Source organism: Nocardioides sp. BGA-UO-ETr-FS32, assembly GCF_059567905.1.
Genome location: NZ_JCAQOX010000014.1, coordinates 740,940 through 758,126, shown reverse-complemented (window position 1 = coordinate 758,126; position 17,187 = coordinate 740,940). Strand labels below are relative to the sequence as shown.

Sequence of the window (17,187 nt, the reverse complement as noted above, 5' to 3'; positions counted from 1 at the left end):
TGGGATGGGTCGGTGCGTGGATCGGATGTGGTGGTGCGGACCGGGGGTCCGGTGCGACGCCGCCGTCCTGGGCGGCTTGGTGTGCAGCGTGGTGACGCGGCCTGTCCGGCCGCTGTCCTGTGCCTGTCGGACCGAAACGGGCCGCAACCGGAGATGCCGGTCGGTCACTCGTGACGGAGCACGGGCCGGTACGTGGTACCGGCGAACGCGGCCATCACGTCGGCCTCCGTCATGGACCCGGACAGGTGGACGACGGACCGGACGGGGTCCGCCGTGACCCGCTCGACGCCGGTCACGTCGCGGAGCCGCGCGGTGACCTCACGTACGCAGCGGCGGCAGGACATGCCGCTCACGGTCAGCTCGATCTCGATCATCGGAAGTGCTCGCTCACTCGCCCGCGGCGTCGGTTGTGTGGTGTGAGGACAGCGTGCGAGCAGTCGCTGTCCAGTCGCTGTCCGCCACTGCCGCGCACCGCCCGAGGGCGCGGCAGGTGGTCGGACAGCGGATGAGCAGGAGCGCGACAGGTGGGGCGGTGACCCTCACGGCACCCGTACTTCGCCTCGCACCTGACCAGGAGCCACTCATGAACATCGTCGAAGACCCCGACGCCGACCACGCCACCAACCCGCAGCTGCTGTCCGCGCTGACCACCGAGCACTACACGCTCCAGTCGGCTCGGTCCTCGACCATCGTCGAGGCCAACGGCCGCAGCTCCCTGTTCCTCTCGGCCACCAGCGCCGCCACGGTCGCGCTCGCCCTGGTGGCGCAGCTCGACCGGCTCGGCAGCACCTTCATGGTCTTCACGCTGGTGGTGCTGCCGGCGCTGCTCGTGCTCGGCCTGACCAGCTACGCACGGCTCGCCGACCTGGCCGTCCACGACGCCTACTACGCCCGTGCGATCGGGCGGATCCGCGCCTTCTACCTGACCCTGGATCCGTCCGGCGCCCAGTACTGGATGCAGCCGGCGGGCGACGACCCGCACGCGGTCATGCGCCAGGCCGGCCAGCAGCACACGCGCTGGCACCACTTCTCACACACGGCGACGTCCGTCGCGGCTGTCACCGCGGTCATCGCCGGCGCCCTCATCGGGCTCGTGCTCACCCAGACCGTGTCCATCCCGGTGCCGCTCGTCGCGACGATCTCGGCCGTGGCGAGCTCCGCCATGTTCGTGCTGACCTGGCTCGACCAGGAACGGCGCTGGAACCGGTCTGCCGTGGCGGAAGCCACCCGCTTCCTGCCCGATGGCGCGCCCGCGCCCGCGTCCACCCGCGTGCTCACGTCTCCAGCGGCCCCCGCGCGCGAGCCGGGGTCGGAGCCCGTGCCGGCGGTCGCGTGACCGGCGGAGGACAGCGCCCGGACAGATGAGGGCAAGCGCCGCGCTGGAGGGTCGACCCACAGACCAAGGCGACTCGGGACCTCACCAGAAGGAAGTGGACGACATGGCCGCATGGCGGAGCATCGAGGAAGAGTCCGGCACCGACATCCCCCGCCCCCGGAGGAGGCACAACGGCTACTACGCCGGGGACTTCTCCAAGCAGCCGCTTCGCCTGCTGACCTACAGGAACGGCCAGTGGGAGACCAGGCTCGTGTGGCCAGCGCCGTGAGTGTGCCGAGGTCGGTCGGCGACTCAGCGGCGTCCCTCAGCGGGTCAGCTCCGGCCACTCCCCGCGCCGCCCGAGGCCGCGGTCGATCCCCAGCAGCAGGCCGCTCAGCGCGGCGTCGCGATCGGCCGCGGCCATGCCCCGCAGCGGGCCCTCGACGTTGAGCACGGAGAAGCCGTGGACGGCGGCCCAGCAGGTGACGTCGGCACCGACCCGGTCGCCGGCGTCGAGGTAGCCGACGGCAACGAGCTCGTCGAGGGCGGCGTTGAGGAGGCTGTAGGGATCCTCCCCGTCGGGGTCCTTGCCCTCGGGGGGCTCGGGATAGGCGGTGAACAGCAGCCGGAACAGACCCGCCTCGGCCAGCGCGAAGTCGACGTAGCCCACGCCGATCTGCTGCAGCCGCCGACGCGCCCGCGTCACCTGGTCCTGCTCCTCGACCGTGGCCAGCCGCTCGTGGACGCAGGCGACGAGGGCCTCCATCGCCCGCTCGGCCACCGCGTCCACCAGGGCCTCGCGGTCCGCGAAGTGCCGGTACGCCGCGGCGTGCGAGACGCCGACCCGGCGGGCGAGCTCGCGCAGCGAGAGCGCCTCGGGCCCGCCCGCGCGGACCACCTCGACCGCGGCCTCCACGAGGGCCTCGCGCAGGTTGCCGTGGTGGTAGGGCGTCGTGGTCACGGCACCAGACTAGACGATGTTGACAGCGGTAACTTCTCGCCGCACCCTGATGTGACCGCCGTCAACATCCCCTACCGGAGCCGTCATGAACCGCAGAGCCGCTCTCCTCGCCACCACCTGCCTCGCCGCGCTGACCATCAACCTGGACACCACGATCGTCAACGTGGCGCTGCCCAGCCTCGCCCGCGAGCTCGACGCCGACACCCGCGACCTGCTGTGGGTCGTCGACGGCTACAACCTCGCCTTCGCCGCCCTCGTCCTCGCGATGGGCAGCCTCAGCGACCGCTTCGGCCGACGCCCGGCCCTCGTGCTCGGCCTCGCCGGCTTCTCCGTGGCCAGCGGCGTCGCCGCGCTGGTCGACAGCGTCGAAGCGCTCATCGCGCTCCGGGTCGTGATGGGCGTCAGCGCCGCGGTGATCTTCCCCACCACCCTGTCGATCATCGCCAATGCCTACACCGAGCGCCGCGAGCGTGCCACCGCCCTCGGCATCTGGGGTGCCGCCGTCGGCACCGGCGTCGCCCTCGGCCCCGTGTCGGGCGGCCTCCTGCTCGAGTACTTCTCCTGGCACAGCGTGTTCTGGGCGCTGGTCCCCGTGGGCGTCGTCGCGATCGCCATGACGCTGGCCTTCGTGCCCGAGTCGCGCGACCCGGGCGTACCGTCCCTCGACCTGCCCGGCCTCGTCGCGTCCGTCGCCGCCCTCGGCACCCTGACCTGGACCATCATCGAGGCCCCCGAGCACGGCTGGAGCTCCGCGACGACCTTCACCGGCTTCGCCGTCGCCGCCGTCCTGGCGCTGGTCTTCGTCGCCCTCGAGCGGGCCGCTTAGCACCCCATGCTCGACGTGACCCTCTTCCTCGACCGCCGATTCAGCGCGGCGGCCGCGTCGGTGACCATCGCGTTCTTCGCGCTCTTCGGCTTCATCTTCCTCATCACGCAGTTCTTCCAGTTCCTGCGCGACTACTCCGCCCTCGGCACCGGCGTACGCATCCTGCCCGTCGCCGCGTCCATCGCCGCCGCCTCGATCGCCGGCGGCCAGCTCGCCCCGCGCCTCGGCACCAAGGCGGTCGTGGGCACCGGGATGCTGATGCTCGGCTCGTCCTTCCTGTGGGTCTCCACCATCGGCGTGGACGTCGACTACGCGACGACCGTGGTGCCGCAGATGGTGCTGATGGGCCTCGGCCTGGGCCTCATCACCACGCCCGCGACCGAGTCGATCATGCAGGTGCTGCCGCCGGCGCGCGCCGGTGTCGGTTCGGCAGTCAACGACGCCACCCGCGAGCTGGGCGGCACCCTGGGCGTCGCCGTCGTCGGCTCGCTCTTCTCCTCTCTGTACGGCGCACGGCTGGCGGACGAGCTCGAGGGACGGCTGGACCCCGCGACGCTCGAGGCGGCCCGGGACTCCGTCGGCTACGCCGACGCCCTGGGCGCCCAGGTCCCCGGGGTCACGAGCGCGCTGGAGGTGGCGTTCATGGAAGGCCTGTCCCGCGGCAGCCTCGTGGTCGGCCTGCTGTGCCTGGTCGGCTCGGCCGTCGCCTGGGTGGTCCTGCCGGCCAACCGGTACGACCCGCTCGCCGAGGGTGAGCTGGTCGAGGTCGGCTGAGTCACCCGGCCCCGAGGGCGGGCGGCTCGTGGCTGGTGAACCACCCGGACGGGCCGAGCTCTGATCCCATCCGCGGCACGTACTGGTCGAAGTAGATGCGGGAGATCAGCTCGCGGCGACTGCGGACGTCCGCCTTGTCGAAGACCGACTTGAGGTGGTCCTGGACGGTGTAGGTCGAGACGTGCATCGTCTCGGCGATGGCCTTGGTGTCCACCCCCTGCAGCACCAGCTGCGTCACGTCCCGCTCGCGGGGGGTCAGGTCGAACGCCGCCACGACGAGCGGGACGATCTCGGGTGGCCTGGCCTCCTCGATCGTGATCACCACGTCGCCCTCGTGCTCACCCAGCGCGGTCAGGGGCGAGGCGTGCAGCACCAGCCACATCCCGCTCGCACCGCGGACGCGACTGCGCGGCGGCACGCTGCTCTCGCCGCGGGCGAAGCGACGGGCCGCACCGACGAGCGCGGCGATGATCGCGGCCGGTGCGCCGCTGTTCTGCCCGGCGAGCAGGTCGGCCAGGCGCTCGTCGGCGCCAAGGCTGGTCTGCCGGATGGAGTCGTCGCCACCGACGATGAGCACGGCCGGCCCGGAGGCCGACGTCGGAGCGGTCGAGCCCGCAAGCGCGGCCAGCATCCCCGACCGCAGGCCGAGGGCGAGGTGGTGCGCCAGCGTGGCCATGAAGTCGATCTCGGCCTCGCCGAAGGGTGCCACCCCGGGCTCGCGGAAGAGGGCGAGGCCGCCCCACACCCGGTCGCCCTCGCGGCAGACCGCACGCATCTCGTCGGTGTAGCCGAAGTGCGGCTCGATGAAGCGCGACAGCCGCGGCGACGCCTCGATGTTGCCCGCGGTCGACATGTGCACGCCGGCCGCGTCGACCCGGCTCTCGGCCATCGACACGAAGGCGGTGGGTTCGCTCTCGCCGTACTCGACCAGCCCGAACTCGTGGTCGTGGTCGTTGCGCCCGAGGAGGTCGCCGTACTTCCGCGCTCCCGTCAGCAGCCTGGTGCTGGGGTCGACCGTCGCCAGGCAGGCACTGGTGAAGGGGACCGCCCGGCTGATCGAGGCGATGGACTCCTCGAGGAAGGTGTCGATCTCGAGACCGGCGCGCGCGACGACCTCGACGTCCCGTCGGACGCGCTCCGCCATCAGACCGCTCAGCACGACGCCAAGTGTCCGGGAGACCGGCCCCAGGCGGCATCCCAGATATCTGGGCTGTCTGGACCACCCAGCGCGTACGGGCCGAAGGTCTCGGGCGTCGTGGGATGGTCCGCGGGCCGCCGGCGAGGCGACCGTTGAGCCATGACCACCGCAGCCCCCATCCTTCTGCCGCTCCCACCCCAGGGGCCGTTGGACGACCGAGGGCGCCTCGTCCACGAGGACGACGACGCCGCCCAGCTGGCCCTGACGCTCGCCAGGGTCGAGGAGCAGCTCTCCCTGGCGCGCCTGCGTCCCGAGGACCTCGTCGAGCTGCGCGTCCGCACCACCGACATGGCTCGGCTGATGGACGTGTACGACGTCCTCACCGATCGCCTCGGCGCGACGACGGCGGCTCCCGTGGTGTCGGTCACCGAGGTCCCGACCTTGCCGGTCCCCGGCATGACCGTCGCCCTCGACGCCGTGGCCGCCGACCGAGCCCGCCGTCTGCTCGTCGTGGTGGCCCACCCGGACGACGAGGCATTCGGCTGCGGCTCGCTCCTCGCCCACGCCAGCGCCAACGGAGTCACGAGCACCGTCGTCTGTGCCACGCGCGGCGAGCTCGGCGAGCCCTCCCCCGCCAGCGGGCTGAGCCGGCAGGAGCTGCCGGTGGCCCGGGAGGCCGAGCTGCGCAAGGCCTGCGGCCTGCTCGGCGTCGAACGCGTGGAGCTGCTCGACTACCTCGACTCGGGCGTCGACGGGGAGCCGGCTCCCGGATCCCTCGCCGCAGCCGATCGACTCGAGCTGACCCGCCGCGTCGCGAGCCTGGTCGACGACGTCCGTCCCGACGTCGTGGTGACGCTGGACGCGAGCGACGGCCACCGCGACCACGCGGCCATGCGCGACGCCACGCTCGCCGCGATGGACCTGGCGACCCACCGACCGGGGAGCACCTACCTGTTCTGCCTCGCGCGGTCGCTGATGACCGAGTTCACCGGGCTCGACTCGCTCGGCACCCCGGACGCGGAGCTCACGACCGTCGTCGACGTCGCCGACCTGCTCGACCTGCGGTGGCGCGCCATCCGCGCCCACTCCTCGCAGGTGCCGCCCTTCGAGGCGATGGACGAGGAGCTCCAGCACGGCTTCCTCGCCGTCGACCGCCTCCGGCGCGTCGACCCGCCGTGGCCCGGCGGACCGATCGAGCACAGCTGGCTCACCCCGAGCCGGACCCAGACCCACCACCAGAACGCAACACCTGAGAAGAAGGAACTGTGATGACCCTCGAGATCACTCTCGACACCCGCACCACCAGCGCGGCGGAGTCCCTCCGTGGCCTCTGCTCCGGAGGCGTCCACCTCCCGGGCGACGCCGGCTACGACGGCGCCCGGACGCCGTGGAACGTCTCCGTCGACCAGCGGCCCGCAGCGGTCGCCGTACCCCACTCCGCGGCGGAGGTCGCCGCCGTCGTACGCGCGGCCGTCGCGGCCGGGCTGCGGGTCGCGCCCCAGAGCACCGGGCACAACGCCGCCCCGCTCGCCGCGGCGGGGCTCGACGACGTCGTGCTCGTCAGGCTCTCGGAGATGACCGGGGTCTCGATCGACCCGGAGCGCCGGCAGGCGCGGGTCATCGGCGGCACGCTGTGGCGCGACGTGGTCGCCGCTGCCTCCGAGCACGGCCTCGCCGCGCTGCACGGCAGCTCGCACGACGTGGCGGTGGCCGGCTACACCCTCGGTGGCGGCCTGTCCTGGTACGCCCGGCAGCACGGGCTGGCGGCGGGCATGCTGACGGCCGTCGAGCTGGTCACCGCTGACGGTGAGCTGGTCCGCGCCGACGCCGACCACCACCCGGAGCTCTTCTGGGCGCTGCGCGGCGGCGGGGGCAACCTCGGCGTGGTCACCGCCCTCGAGTTCGGGCTGCTGCCCGTCACCGACGTGTACGGGGGCATGCTGCTCTGGGACCGCGAGCACGCACCCGAGGTCCTCGCGACCTGGGCCCAGTGGACGCGCGACCTCCCGGACTCGGTCACCACCTCGATCCGCGTGATGAGCTTCCCGCCCCTGCCGGAGCTGCCCCCGTTCCTGAGCGGACGACAGCTCGTCGTGGTCGACGGAGCGGTGCTCGAGTCGGACGAGCGGGCGGTCGAGATCCTGGCCCCGCTGCGTGCGCTCATGCCCGAGATGGACACGTTCGCCCGGATGCCGGCAGCCGGCCTGGTCGGCATCCACATGGACCCGCCCGGACCGACGCCGGCCGTCTCGGACCACGCCATGGTCGCGTCCCTCACCGACGAGGCGGTGTCCGCCCTCCTGGCGGAGGTCGGGCCCGGCTCCTCGACGTCGCTGCTCTTCGCCGAGCTGCGGCACCTCGGAGGTGCCCTCGGGAGGTCCCGCCCGGACTCCGCGCTGTCACACCTGCCGGCCGACTACGCCCTGTTCTGCGTGGCGGTCGCGGCCACGCCGGAGATGGCCGCCCGGGGGCTCGCGGACGCGGAGGCGGTGACGGCCGCGATGCGTCCGTGGTCGAACGACGGCCGCTTCCTCAACTTCAGCGAGGGACCGGTCGACACCAGCACCGCGTACGACGCCGCGTCGTGGCAGCGGCTCCGGGAGGTACGTGCCGCGGTGGATCCGGCCGGCGTCTTCGCGGCCAACCACCCGGTGCGCTGACGGATCAGCTGCCGGTCTCGAGCCGGAAGCCGACGCCGCGGATGGCCACGACCTTCTCACCGGCCTCCGCGGCCTCGAGCTTGCTGCGCAGGCGACCGATCGTGACGTCGAGGGTCTTGGTCGAGCCGTACCAGTTCTGGTCCCAGACCTGGTTCATCAGGGTCTCGCGCGGCACGACCTTGTCGTGGTTGGACGCGAGGACGGCAAGGACGTCGAACTCCTTGGCGGTCAGCGCGATCTCGCGCTCGCGGAGGTGGACGCGGCGCGAGCCGGCGTCGATCTTGAGGCCGGAGGACGTGGTGACGGTGGTGTCGTCGGGCGCGGGGGCGTTGCCGCTGCGGCGCAGCAGCGCGCGCACCCGCGCCAGCAGCTCGGCGAGGCCGAACGGCTTGGCGAGGTAGTCGTCGGCACCGACGTCGAGGCCGACCACGCGGTCGAGCTCGCCGGCGCGGGCGGTGACCATGATGATCCCGCCCAGGTATCCCCCGGACCGCATCTGGCGGCACGCGTCGATGCCGTCCATGTCGGGCAGGCCGAGGTCGAGGATGACCACCGCCGGCCCCTCGTCGACGACGAACGACACGGCCTCTGCCCCACCCGAGACGCGGGTGACCTCGTAGCCCTCCCGCTCCAAGGTGCGCATGAGGGGTACGGCGATGTCTTCCTCGTCCTCAACCACCAGCACGTCGTGCACCATGGCGTCGAGCATAGAGGGAGGGTCAGCGGTTGGTGAGTCGAATGCCCGTGTCGCCCGCGGGCGTGATGCTCGTCTGGGCCGGCGAGGCGGGGGTGTCCTCGCCCGGGCCGAGGAGCACGCCGCCGGCAGCAAGGATCACCGCGATCGGGATCAGCAGGAAGCGGGACATGGGTAGAGCATCTGGTCACCACACCCACATCAGCCCCTCGTGACGGTCACAGCCGGTAAAGGATTCAACCGTGTCGGACACGAGAGCCCCTCGGTCGTCGAGGAACCTCCGTCACGCTTCGAAGACGTCGCCCAGCCCAGCCACCCGCTCGAGCACCTGCTCCATGGTGAGCTGCTCGAGCGCGAGGTCGTCCTCGGCGCCCTCCTCCACCTCGCCCCACGTCAGCGGGGCGGCGACGGTGGGCCGCTCGCGCCCGCGCAGCGAGTACGGCGAGATCGTGGTCTTGGAGCCGGAGTTCTGCGACCAGTCGAGGAACACCTTCCCCGGCCGCTTGGCCTTGGTCATCGTCGCGGTGACCAGGTCGGGGTGCTCCCGCTGGAGCGCCTCGGCGACCTCCCTGGCCAGCGCCGTCGTGCCCTCGCTGTCGAGGCTCTTCCGGCCGGTGTCGGGCACCGGGGCGTACAGGTGCAGCCCCTTGCTGCCGCTCGCCACCGGCGAGCACGTCAGGCCGCGCGCGGCGAGCGCCTCACGTACGAGCAGCGCCACCTGTGCGCACTCGTGCAGGCCCGCCGGCTCGCCCGGGTCGAGGTCGATGACGATGCGGTTGGGGTTGCGCGGCACACCCTTCGCGTCGACGGTCCACTGGTGCACGTGCAGCTCGAGGGCGGCGAGGTTGGCCAGCCACGTCAGGGTCGCCAGGTCGTCACAGATCGGGAACCGGAGCGTGCCGTCGCCCTTGCCGGTGCGCGAGCCGGTGGTGGAGACCTCGACCGTACGCACCCAGGACGGGGTGCCGGCCGGCGCGTTCTTCTCGAAGAAGCTCGACCCCTCGACCCCGTGCGGCCAGCGGATGCGGGTGACGGCGCGGTCCTTGAGGTGCGGGAGCAGGACGGGCGAGACCTGTGCGTAGTAGTTGAGCACCTCGCCCTTGGTGGTGCCGGTGCGCGGGTAGAGGACCTTGCCGAGGTTGCTGATGGTGAGGGTGCGGCCCTCGACGTCGACCTGCACCTCGTTCGTCGGCGTCACCCCAGGTCCTCCGGGGACAGGTCGTCGCGCACGCCCTGGAAGGACGGCTGGCGCAGGCGCTCGTAGCCGAGGCCGTGGGTGTCGATGTCGACGACGACGCGGGGCTCGACCCAGAACGTGCCGGCGGCGTCCACGCGCGGCACCTCGTCGGCGAAGGGCGAGGCGTCGGTCGCGAGCGGGGCGAGCAGGGCGGCGAGCCGGGCGCTGGTGGCGCCGGCGATGCCGCTGCCGACCCGGCCGCGGTAGAGCAGGCCGTCGGGGGTGGGCTCGCCGACGACCAGCGCGGCCAGCCGGTCGGGCGTGCCGACCTGCGGGCGCCAGCCCCCGACGACGAACGAGCCGCGGTGCCGGTGGGCGAGCTTGCGCCAGTCCTCGCTGCGCTGGTCGAACCGGTAGCGCGACGTACGCCGCTTGCTCACCACGCCCTCGAGCCCTTGCTGCAGCGTGGCGTCGAAGAGCATGTCGCCGTCGTCGTAGGCCGCCGGGACCTGCCACCTCGACTCGGCGAGCGGGAGCTCCTCCAGGAGTGCGCGGCGCTCCTCCAGCGGCCGGTCGGTCAGGTCCTCGCCGTCGAGACGGAGCAGGTCGAAAACCATGAGCGTCGCAGGGACGGACTTCACCAGCCGCGCGACCTCCCTGGCGTTGCGCACGTGCATGCGGTGCTGGAGGACGCGGAAGTCGGGGACGCCGCGGTCGTTGAGCGCGATCACCTCGCCGTCGACGAGCAGGTCACGCATCCCGAGCGGCGGGTCGCTCAGGTCCGGCCAGGCGGGTGTGACGTCGTTGTCGTTGCGGCTCGTCATCTTCACGGCGCCGTCGCGGACGTCGACGAGGACGCGCACGCCGTCCCACTTCACCTCGTGCAGCCACTGCGCGCCGGCGGGCACGCGGTCGGTCTTGCTGGCGAGCATCGGGCGCACGCGGCCAGTCTGGCATCCGCCCGCCCGTGCCCAGGTCATCCCTTTGCAGGAGACGCGTGTCCGACGTGACGGCTATCGTCGGAGCATGCGCGCGATCTGGAAGGGTGCTGTCTCCTTCGGCCTGGTGAGTGTCCCGGTGAAGCTCTATGCCGCCACCGAGAGCCACGACGTGTCCTTCCGGCAGGTGCACGCCAAGGACGGCGGCCGGATCAAGTACCAGCGGGTCTGCTCGCTCGACGGGGAGGAGGTGGCCTACGCCGACATCGCCAAGGGCTACGAGACCGAGGACGGCGAGATGGTCATCCTCACCGACGACGACATGGCCGAGCTGCCCTCCACGTCGTCGCGCGAGATCGCGGTGGAGAAGTTCGTGCCGCGCGAGCAGATCGACCCGCTGCTCTTCGAGAAGTCCTACTACCTCGAGCCCGAGGGCGCCGGAGCCAAGCCGTACGCGCTCCTCCGCCAGGCGCTCAAGGACGCCGACCGGATGGCGGTGGTGACCGTCGCGCTGCGCCAGCGCACCACGATCGCGGTGCTCCGCGTGCGCGAGACCGAGGCCGGCGAGGTCATCGTGCTCCAGACGATGATGTGGCCCGACGAGGTGCGCACGCCCGACTTCAAGGTCGAGGTCGACGACGCCAAGCCGCAAGAGGTCAAGATGGCCCACATGCTCGTCGAGACCCTCGCGGGCGACTTCGACGCGACCGAGTTCGAGGACGACTACGCCGGCGCCGTCGAGGCCCTGGTGAAGTCCAAGATCGAGGGCGGCGAGATCAAGCGCACCGAGACCTCCACCAAGACCTCCGGCGAGGTCGTCGACCTGCTCGCCGCGCTCCAGAAGTCCGTCGCCGCGGCCAAGACCGCCCGCGGGGAGGACGCCGGCGAGTCCGACGACGAGCCCGCGAAGAAGTCGGCCGCCAAGAAGGCTCCGGCGAAGAAGTCCGCTGCCAAGAAGGCGCCCGCCAAGAAGGCCCCGGCCAAGAAGACCGCCGCCAAGAAGACGGCCGCGAAGAAGCAGGCCAAGAAGGCCAGCTGAGGCTTCCGCCGGGGTGCCTGCCCCGGCGGGCCTGCCCTGCTCGTGCGAGCGGTGAGTGAGACACGTTCTGCGCGCTCAGAACCTGCGTCACTCACCGCTCCGCCAGCATCCTCGGGAGGCGTGGGCCACCGGCGTACGCCCCGTCAGCTCACGCAGCCGGGCGCCGATCTCGGCGGCCACCGCGACGGCCAGGTCGCGCGGGGACTCGCCGTCGACCTCGGGCACCACGTGCTGCACCACTCCGTCGGCGAGCAGGTCCGTCGCGCGTACGCGCTGGCGGGAGGCCATCTCGGCGGCGTGGGTGACGTCCCCGTGCACGATGAGGCTGGCCCCCTCGGGCGGGAGCGGCGAGAGCCAGGCGTGCTCGGTCGCGATGACCGTCCGCGCGGGCAGGAACGCGAGCGCCCCTCCCCCGCAGCCCTGGCCGAGGATCACAGAGATCGTCGGCACCGTCATCGTGGTCAGCGCCGCGATGCAGCGGGCGATCTCGCCGGCGAGCGCGCGCTCCTCGGCGTCGGGCGAGAGCTCGGCGCCGGGGGTGTCGATGACGCTGACGAGCGGCAGCCCGAGCTCCTGGGCGATCTTCATCCCGCGGCGGGCCTCGCGCAGCGCACCGGGGCCCATCGCGTGCCCGGGCACCTGGCGTGAGCGGTCCTGGCCGATGACGACGCACGGCTGGTCGTCGAGGCGGGTCAGCGCGACGAGGACGGTGGAGTCCCGCTCGCCCTTCTCCGTCCCCCGCAGCTGGAGCGTGCCGGCGGCGCCGTGGGCCAGCAGGTCGCGGACGCCTGCGCGGTCCGTACGCCGGGTGCGCTCGACGCTGTCCCAAGCGGCGTGGTCGCCGAGCGGGCGCTTCGCGCGGATCGGCAGGCGGCCCGGGCCGGGCGCGTCCACGAGCACGGCGAGGGCCTGGTCGACCATCTCCGGCAGGTCCTCGGCGGCGACGACGCCGTCGATGACGCCGGCCGCGGCGAGGTTCTCCGCCACCTGCACCCCCGGTCGGAACGGCCGGCCGTTGAGCCCCTCGTAGACCTTCGGCCCGAGGAACCCGACGAGGGCGCCCGGCTCGGCGACGGTGACGTGGCCGAGCGAGCCCCACGAGGCGTACACGCCGCCGGTGGTGGGGTGGCGCAGGTGCACGAGGTAGGGCAGGCCGGCCGCACGGTGGTCCATCAGCGCGCGGGAGATCTCGACCATCCGCACGAAGGCCGGCGTGCCCTCCTGCATCCGGGTGCCGCCCGACGCGGTGCTGGCCAGCAGTGGCAGTCCCTCAGCCGTGGCGCGGCGCACCGCCGCGGTGATCCGGTCGGCGGCGGCGCGGCCGATCGAGCCGGCGAGGAAGCGGAACTCGTTGACCACCACCGCCACCGGCCGGCCACGAACCTCGCCGCGGCCGGTGAGCACGGACTCGTCGGTGTCGGCCTTGGCGGCCGCCGCCTCGAGGACAACGCGGTAGTCGGCGTCGGCGTACGACAGGTCGACCGGCTCGTCCCACGAGCGGAAGGTGCTCTCGTCGAGTACCAGGTCGAGCAGCTCGTGCGCCGTCCAGCGCTTGCTCACGCTCCACCCCCGCCGACCCAGGCGCGGATCTCGTCGGCGTGCTGGTCGAGCAGCGGCGGGGCGACGTGGTCGCGTCGCGTCACCTCGGTGCCCCCCGCGTCGAAGAACCGCAGCGGCGGGCCGGGGAGGGTGATCCCGCCCAGCGTGGGGTGCTCCACGTCGACCAGCAGTCCCTGGCTGGCGACCTGGTCCCACTCGTAGACCTCGTCGAGGCTGCGCACCTTGCCGGCCGGGATCCCGATCTCGGCGAGGCGCGCGAGCAGCGGCTCTGCGTCCCAGTCGGCGAACGCCTGCTCGACGACGTCGATCACCTGCTCACGCCGACCGACGCGCTCGCCGTTGGTGGCCAGGCCCTCGGCGTCGGGGTCGAGGCCGAAGCCCGCGCAGAACTTCTTCCACAGGCCCTCGCTGCCGAGCGCGATCTGCACCGCGCCGTCGCGGCAGTGGAACAGGCCGTAGGGCGCGATCGAGGGGTGGTGGTTGCCCTGGGCGCGGCCGACCTCGCCGGCCACGGTCCACCGCGTGCCCTGGAAGGCGTGCACGCCGACGACCGAGGCCAGCAGCGACGTACGCACGACGGTGCCCTTGCCGGTGCGGTCGCGCTCGTGCAGCGCCGCGAGCACGCCGTACGCGCCGTACATCCCGGACAGCAGGTCCGCGATCGGTACGCCGACGCGCTGCGGATCGTCGGGGCCCGAGCCGGTGAGGGACATCAGGCCGGCCTCCCCCTGGGCGATCTGGTCGTAGCCGGCGCGCCCGCCCTCTGGGCCGTCGTGGCCGAAGCCGGTGATCGACAGCACGACGAGGCGCGGGTTGCGGCGCATCAGCTCCTCGATCCCGAGGCCGAGGCGCTCGAGGACGCCCGTGCGGAAGTTCTCCACCAGCACGTCGGCACGCTCGACGAGGCCGACCAGCACGTCCTTGTCGCCCTCGTCCTTGAGGTCGAGCGCGATGGACTCCTTGTTGCGGTTGGTGCAGAGGAAGTAGGTCGACTGGCGGGCATCGGGCTCGCCGACGAACGGCGGCCCCCACCCACGCGTGTCGTCGCCGCTGCCGGGCGCCTCGACCTTGATCACGCGGGCGCCGAGGTCGCCCAGCATCTGGGTGGCGTGCGGCCCTGCCAGGGCGCGGGTGAGGTCGACGACGAGGAGGTCGGAGAGGGGGCCGGTCATGTCAGCTCCATCCGGGGAGGACGAGGGCAGCCCAGACGAGCAGCGGGCCGACCAGGGTGACGATCACTCCGTAGCCGAGGATCTGCTTGTAGTAGACCGGCTCGCTGATGGAGTCGGGCCTGTTGGCGAGCATCAGCGCGCCGTTGGTGCTGAACGGGCTGACGTCCACGATGGTCGACGACACGGCGAGCGCTGCGACGAAGAGGGCCGCGTTGATGCCGCCGTCGGCGATGAGCGGCACGCCGATCGGGATGATCACCGGCAGCAGCGCCGTCGACGAGGCGAACGCCGAGACGACGCCGCCGACGTAGCAGAGGACGAGCGCTCCGATGGCCACGGCGCCGAGGCCGGCGGCCCAGTTGCCGACGAACTCGGGCGAGCCCGCCGTCGTGAGGATGGTGGCGTAGGTGCTGACGCCGGCGACCAGCAGCACGGTCGGCCAGGCGATCTGCTTGATCGCGTCCTTGTGCTCGTCGGCGTTGAGCATGGCCAGGATCACGGCCGCGGTGATCGCGACGAAGCCGATGTTCTTGTCGAAGACCAGCGCGACGAGCGCGACCGCGACGAAGGCGACGAGGGTGAGCACCTGGTCGCGGCGCACGCCGTGGGCCTGCGTGCCGACGGGCGTGGTCGTGCCGTAGCCGCGGGCCGGGACGGTGGCGCCGCCGCGGTGCAGGTCCTCGTCGAGGGTGTCGGGCTCGTCGGGGTCGATCCGCATCGCCATCAGCTTGCGGCCACCGAGGACCACGAAGAGGATCGCCGCCATGATGGTGTTCACCACCAGGCTGGCGAGGAAGACGGTGATCTCGCTGGACGGCAGGCCCGCGTCCCGCATCACGGTGTTGGTGATGACGCCGTAGATGCTGATCGGCGAGAAGCCGCCGGCCTGCGCGCCGTGCACCACGAACATGCCCATCATCAGCGGGCTGATGCCGTAGCGACCGGCGAAGCCGAGCGCGATGGGGCCGATGATCGCGCAGGCCGCGGGGCTGACGGCGCCGATGCCCGTGAGGACGGCGGTGACGGCGAACATCACCCACGGGATGAGCGCCACGCGCCCGCCCACGCCCTTGACGGCGGTCCGCACGATCAGGTCGACCGTGCCGTTGTTGCGCGCGATGGCGAAGAGATAGGTGACGCCGATGAGCGTGAGGATCAGGTCACCGCTGACGCCGGCGATGATCTCCTTCTCGTCGAGGTCGAGGGCGTACATGCCCACGAACCACGCGGCCACGTAGGCCAGCGCTCCCATGTTGATCGGCAGCACGGTGCCGACGACGAACAGCGCGACGAGCGCGATGATCGCAATCCATTCCGGACCCATAGTCGTTGCCTTCCGAGTTAGTGCCGGCACGGCGAGGTCGCGGGGGGTGGCCCTCGTCACACTGCTGGCTCAGTGGCCTAGCCAATAGCACAATGAGCCTGTCGTCAATAGGGTGGTGCCATGTCCGACCCGTCCGGCTCGCCGTTCCCTCCCCGGTTGATGCGCACCCGCCTCTACGAGCAGGTGGCCGGGCAGATCTCCGCCTGGATCGGCGACAACGGGCTCCGGGCCGGGGACAAGCTCCCGCCCGAGCGCGAGCTCGCCCAGCGCCTCGGCGTCAGCCGGGCCACGCTCAGCCAGGCGCTCGTCGCGCTCGAGGTGGTGGGGGTCGTGGAGGTACGCCACGGCGACGGGACCGTCGTCACCGCGCGCCACCAGACCTCGACCCGCATCGTCGAGGCGATCCGCAGCCACGCCGACCGGCTGCCCGAGGTCATCGAGACCCGCGACGCGCTCGAGACCAAGATCGCCGCGCTCGCCGCCGTCCGCCGCACCGAGGACGACCTCGCGCGGATCGACGACGCGCTGGCCTTCATGGAGGCCGACATCGCGGCCGGCGGCCGGGGCGTCGAGGGCGACGAGCGCTTCCACGGCGCCGTCACCGCCGCGTCCCACTCGCTGCTGCTCGCACGACTGATGGACGAGATCGGCGACCTGGTCAAGGAGACCCGTCTCGAGTCGCTCGGCCAACCGGGGCGCCCGCAGGACTCGCTGGCCGGCCACCGGGCCATCGCCGAGGCGATCCGCGCCGGTGACCCCCGGGCCGCGTCCGCCGCGATGCACGCCCACGTCGAGATGGTCAGCGACGTCGCCCTGCTGCGCGAGGAGGAGTGAGCGGGCCGGAGGCCGTCCTGGTGCTGCTGACCGGGCTGGGCGCCGGAGTGCTGTCCTCGACGGTCGGCGTGGCCTCGCTCCTGAGCTTTCCCGTGCTCGTCGCGCTGGGCCTGCCGCCCGTGGTGGCCAACGTGTCCAACACGCTCGGCCTGATCCCCGGCGGCCTCGGCGGCGTCCTCGGCTACCGCCACGAGGTCCGTGAGGCGGGCCCGATCGCCCGGGCGATCGTGGCGGTGTGCGCCCTGGGCGGCCTCATCGGGGCCGCGCTGCTGCTCGGCCTGCCTCCGGGCGTCTTCGAGGCGATCGTCCCGTACCTCATCCTGTTCACCTGCCTGCTCGTCGGGGTCCAGCCGCGGATCGCCCGCTGGCTGCGGACGCGCCACGAGCAGCGTCACGGCGAGCGGCTCGCCGAGCGGCGGCACATGTCGCCGGCCACCACGGCGTTCGCCACCGTCACGGGCGTCTACGGCGGCTACTTCGGGGCCGGCGCCGGCGTCATGATGGTCGCGGTGCTGGGCATCGGCACCGACCTCGAGCTGCGCATCGTCAACGGCCTCAAGACGCTGTCGCTGATGGTCGGCAACATCGTCGCGGGCGTCGTCTTCGTGTTTGTCGCCGACCCGCGCTGGGACGTCGCCGCCCTGCTCGCCGCCGGCTCGCTGGTCGGCGGCTACGTCGGCGCCCGGATCGGTCGCAAGCTCCCGGACGCCGTGTTCCGCTGGGCGGTCGTCGCGGCCGGCGTCGTCGCCGCCGTCCTGCTGTTCTGACCTGCGTA

The 17,187-nt window shown here is 72.4% G+C and carries 17 protein-coding genes and 1 pseudogene; 8 read left to right on the top strand and 10 right to left on the bottom strand.

Annotated features, from left to right (window positions below; translation table 11 throughout):
• Positions 1-164 precede the first annotated feature (164 nt).
• Positions 165-374, bottom strand: coding sequence for a heavy-metal-associated domain-containing protein (locus AC57BS_RS13435; RefSeq protein WP_496411948.1), 210 nt, complete (start codon positions 372-374; stop codon positions 165-167).
• A 209-nt stretch (positions 375-583) separates the two neighbouring features.
• On the opposite strand from AC57BS_RS13435, the gene AC57BS_RS13430 reads away from it, so the two are divergent.
• Complete coding sequence (locus tag AC57BS_RS13430; protein ID WP_496411947.1) at positions 584-1,336, top strand: hypothetical protein; 753 nt, start codon at positions 584-586, stop codon at positions 1,334-1,336.
• A gap of 103 nt (positions 1,337-1,439) precedes the next feature.
• Entirely contained in the window at positions 1,440-1,604 is a 165-nt protein-coding gene (locus AC57BS_RS13425) for a hypothetical protein (RefSeq protein ID WP_496411946.1), read from the top strand.
• A gap of 36 nt (positions 1,605-1,640) precedes the next feature.
• Here the strand turns inward: AC57BS_RS13425 and AC57BS_RS13420 are convergent, their stop codons facing one another.
• Complete coding sequence (locus tag AC57BS_RS13420; protein ID WP_496411945.1) at positions 1,641-2,276, bottom strand: TetR/AcrR family transcriptional regulator; 636 nt, start codon at positions 2,274-2,276, stop codon at positions 1,641-1,643.
• Between the two features lie 85 nt (positions 2,277-2,361).
• On the opposite strand from AC57BS_RS13420, the pseudogene AC57BS_RS13415 reads away from it, so the two are divergent.
• A pseudogene (locus AC57BS_RS13415) lies at positions 2,362-3,876 on the top strand (MFS transporter).
• A 1-nt stretch (position 3,877) separates the two neighbouring features.
• On the opposite strand, the gene AC57BS_RS13410 reads toward AC57BS_RS13415, so the two are convergent.
• Positions 3,878-5,035, bottom strand: coding sequence for a response regulator transcription factor (locus AC57BS_RS13410; protein WP_496411944.1), 1,158 nt, complete (start codon positions 5,033-5,035; stop codon positions 3,878-3,880).
• A 138-nt stretch (positions 5,036-5,173) separates the two neighbouring features.
• On the opposite strand from AC57BS_RS13410, the gene AC57BS_RS13405 reads away from it, so the two are divergent.
• Together AC57BS_RS13405 and AC57BS_RS13400 are read left to right on the top strand one after the other, a co-directional pair.
• On the top strand, positions 5,174-6,283 hold the full coding sequence (locus AC57BS_RS13405; protein WP_496411943.1) for a PIG-L family deacetylase: 1,110 nt from the start codon (positions 5,174-5,176) through the stop codon (positions 6,281-6,283).
• A complete protein-coding gene (locus AC57BS_RS13400; RefSeq protein ID WP_496411942.1) occupies positions 6,283-7,674 on the top strand; it encodes an FAD-binding oxidoreductase in 1,392 nt (463 codons plus the stop codon). The genes AC57BS_RS13405 and AC57BS_RS13400 overlap by 1 nt, the downstream gene beginning before the upstream one ends.
• Before the next feature lie 4 nt (positions 7,675-7,678).
• On the opposite strand, the gene AC57BS_RS13395 is transcribed toward AC57BS_RS13400, so the two are convergent.
• The 4 genes from AC57BS_RS13395 to ligD (AC57BS_RS13380) form a co-directional block, all read right to left on the bottom strand.
• Positions 7,679-8,383 (bottom strand): response regulator transcription factor, encoded by a 705-nt coding sequence (locus AC57BS_RS13395; RefSeq protein WP_496411941.1) that lies wholly within the window; start codon positions 8,381-8,383, stop codon positions 7,679-7,681.
• A 10-nt stretch (positions 8,384-8,393) separates the two neighbouring features.
• On the bottom strand, positions 8,394-8,540 hold the full coding sequence (locus AC57BS_RS13390; RefSeq protein WP_496411940.1) for a hypothetical protein: 147 nt from the start codon (positions 8,538-8,540) through the stop codon (positions 8,394-8,396).
• Positions 8,541-8,651: 111 nt separating this feature from the next.
• The gene (gene ligD / locus AC57BS_RS13385) at positions 8,652-9,566 is read right to left on the bottom strand and encodes a non-homologous end-joining DNA ligase (protein ID WP_496411939.1); all 915 of its coding nucleotides are present in this window, start codon (positions 9,564-9,566) and stop codon (positions 8,652-8,654) included.
• A complete protein-coding gene (ligD, locus tag AC57BS_RS13380) occupies positions 9,563-10,477 on the bottom strand; it encodes a non-homologous end-joining DNA ligase (protein ID WP_496411985.1) in 915 nt (304 codons plus the stop codon). The genes ligD (AC57BS_RS13385) and ligD (AC57BS_RS13380) overlap by 4 nt, the downstream gene beginning before the upstream one ends.
• A gap of 94 nt (positions 10,478-10,571) precedes the next feature.
• Between ligD (AC57BS_RS13380) and ku the strand changes: the two genes are divergently transcribed.
• Positions 10,572-11,522, top strand: coding sequence for a non-homologous end joining protein Ku (ku, locus tag AC57BS_RS13375; protein ID WP_496411938.1), 951 nt, complete (start codon positions 10,572-10,574; stop codon positions 11,520-11,522).
• 87 nt (positions 11,523-11,609) lie between these two features.
• Here the strand turns inward: ku and AC57BS_RS13370 are convergent, their stop codons facing one another.
• Genes AC57BS_RS13370 through AC57BS_RS13360 form a run of 3 tightly spaced genes read right to left on the bottom strand, consistent with a single transcriptional unit; the run spans position 11,610 to position 15,578 of the window.
• Positions 11,610-13,082, bottom strand: coding sequence for a carboxyl transferase domain-containing protein (locus AC57BS_RS13370; protein WP_496411937.1), 1,473 nt, complete (start codon positions 13,080-13,082; stop codon positions 11,610-11,612).
• Complete coding sequence (locus tag AC57BS_RS13365; RefSeq protein WP_496411936.1) at positions 13,079-14,254, bottom strand: CaiB/BaiF CoA transferase family protein; 1,176 nt, start codon at positions 14,252-14,254, stop codon at positions 13,079-13,081. Before AC57BS_RS13365 ends, AC57BS_RS13370 begins: the two co-directional genes overlap by 4 nt.
• A gap of 1 nt (position 14,255) precedes the next feature.
• Complete coding sequence (locus AC57BS_RS13360) at positions 14,256-15,578, bottom strand: SLC13 family permease (protein WP_496411935.1); 1,323 nt, start codon at positions 15,576-15,578, stop codon at positions 14,256-14,258.
• A 120-nt stretch (positions 15,579-15,698) separates the two neighbouring features.
• Here AC57BS_RS13360 and AC57BS_RS13355 point away from each other — a divergent pair, with 120 nt between their 5' ends.
• Entirely contained in the window at positions 15,699-16,412 is a 714-nt protein-coding gene (locus AC57BS_RS13355) for a FadR/GntR family transcriptional regulator (protein WP_496411934.1), read from the top strand.
• The gene (locus AC57BS_RS13350) at positions 16,409-17,179 is read left to right on the top strand and encodes a sulfite exporter TauE/SafE family protein (RefSeq protein ID WP_496411933.1); all 771 of its coding nucleotides are present in this window, start codon (positions 16,409-16,411) and stop codon (positions 17,177-17,179) included. The genes AC57BS_RS13355 and AC57BS_RS13350 overlap by 4 nt, the downstream gene beginning before the upstream one ends.
• The last annotated feature ends 8 nt before the right edge of the window (positions 17,180-17,187 follow it).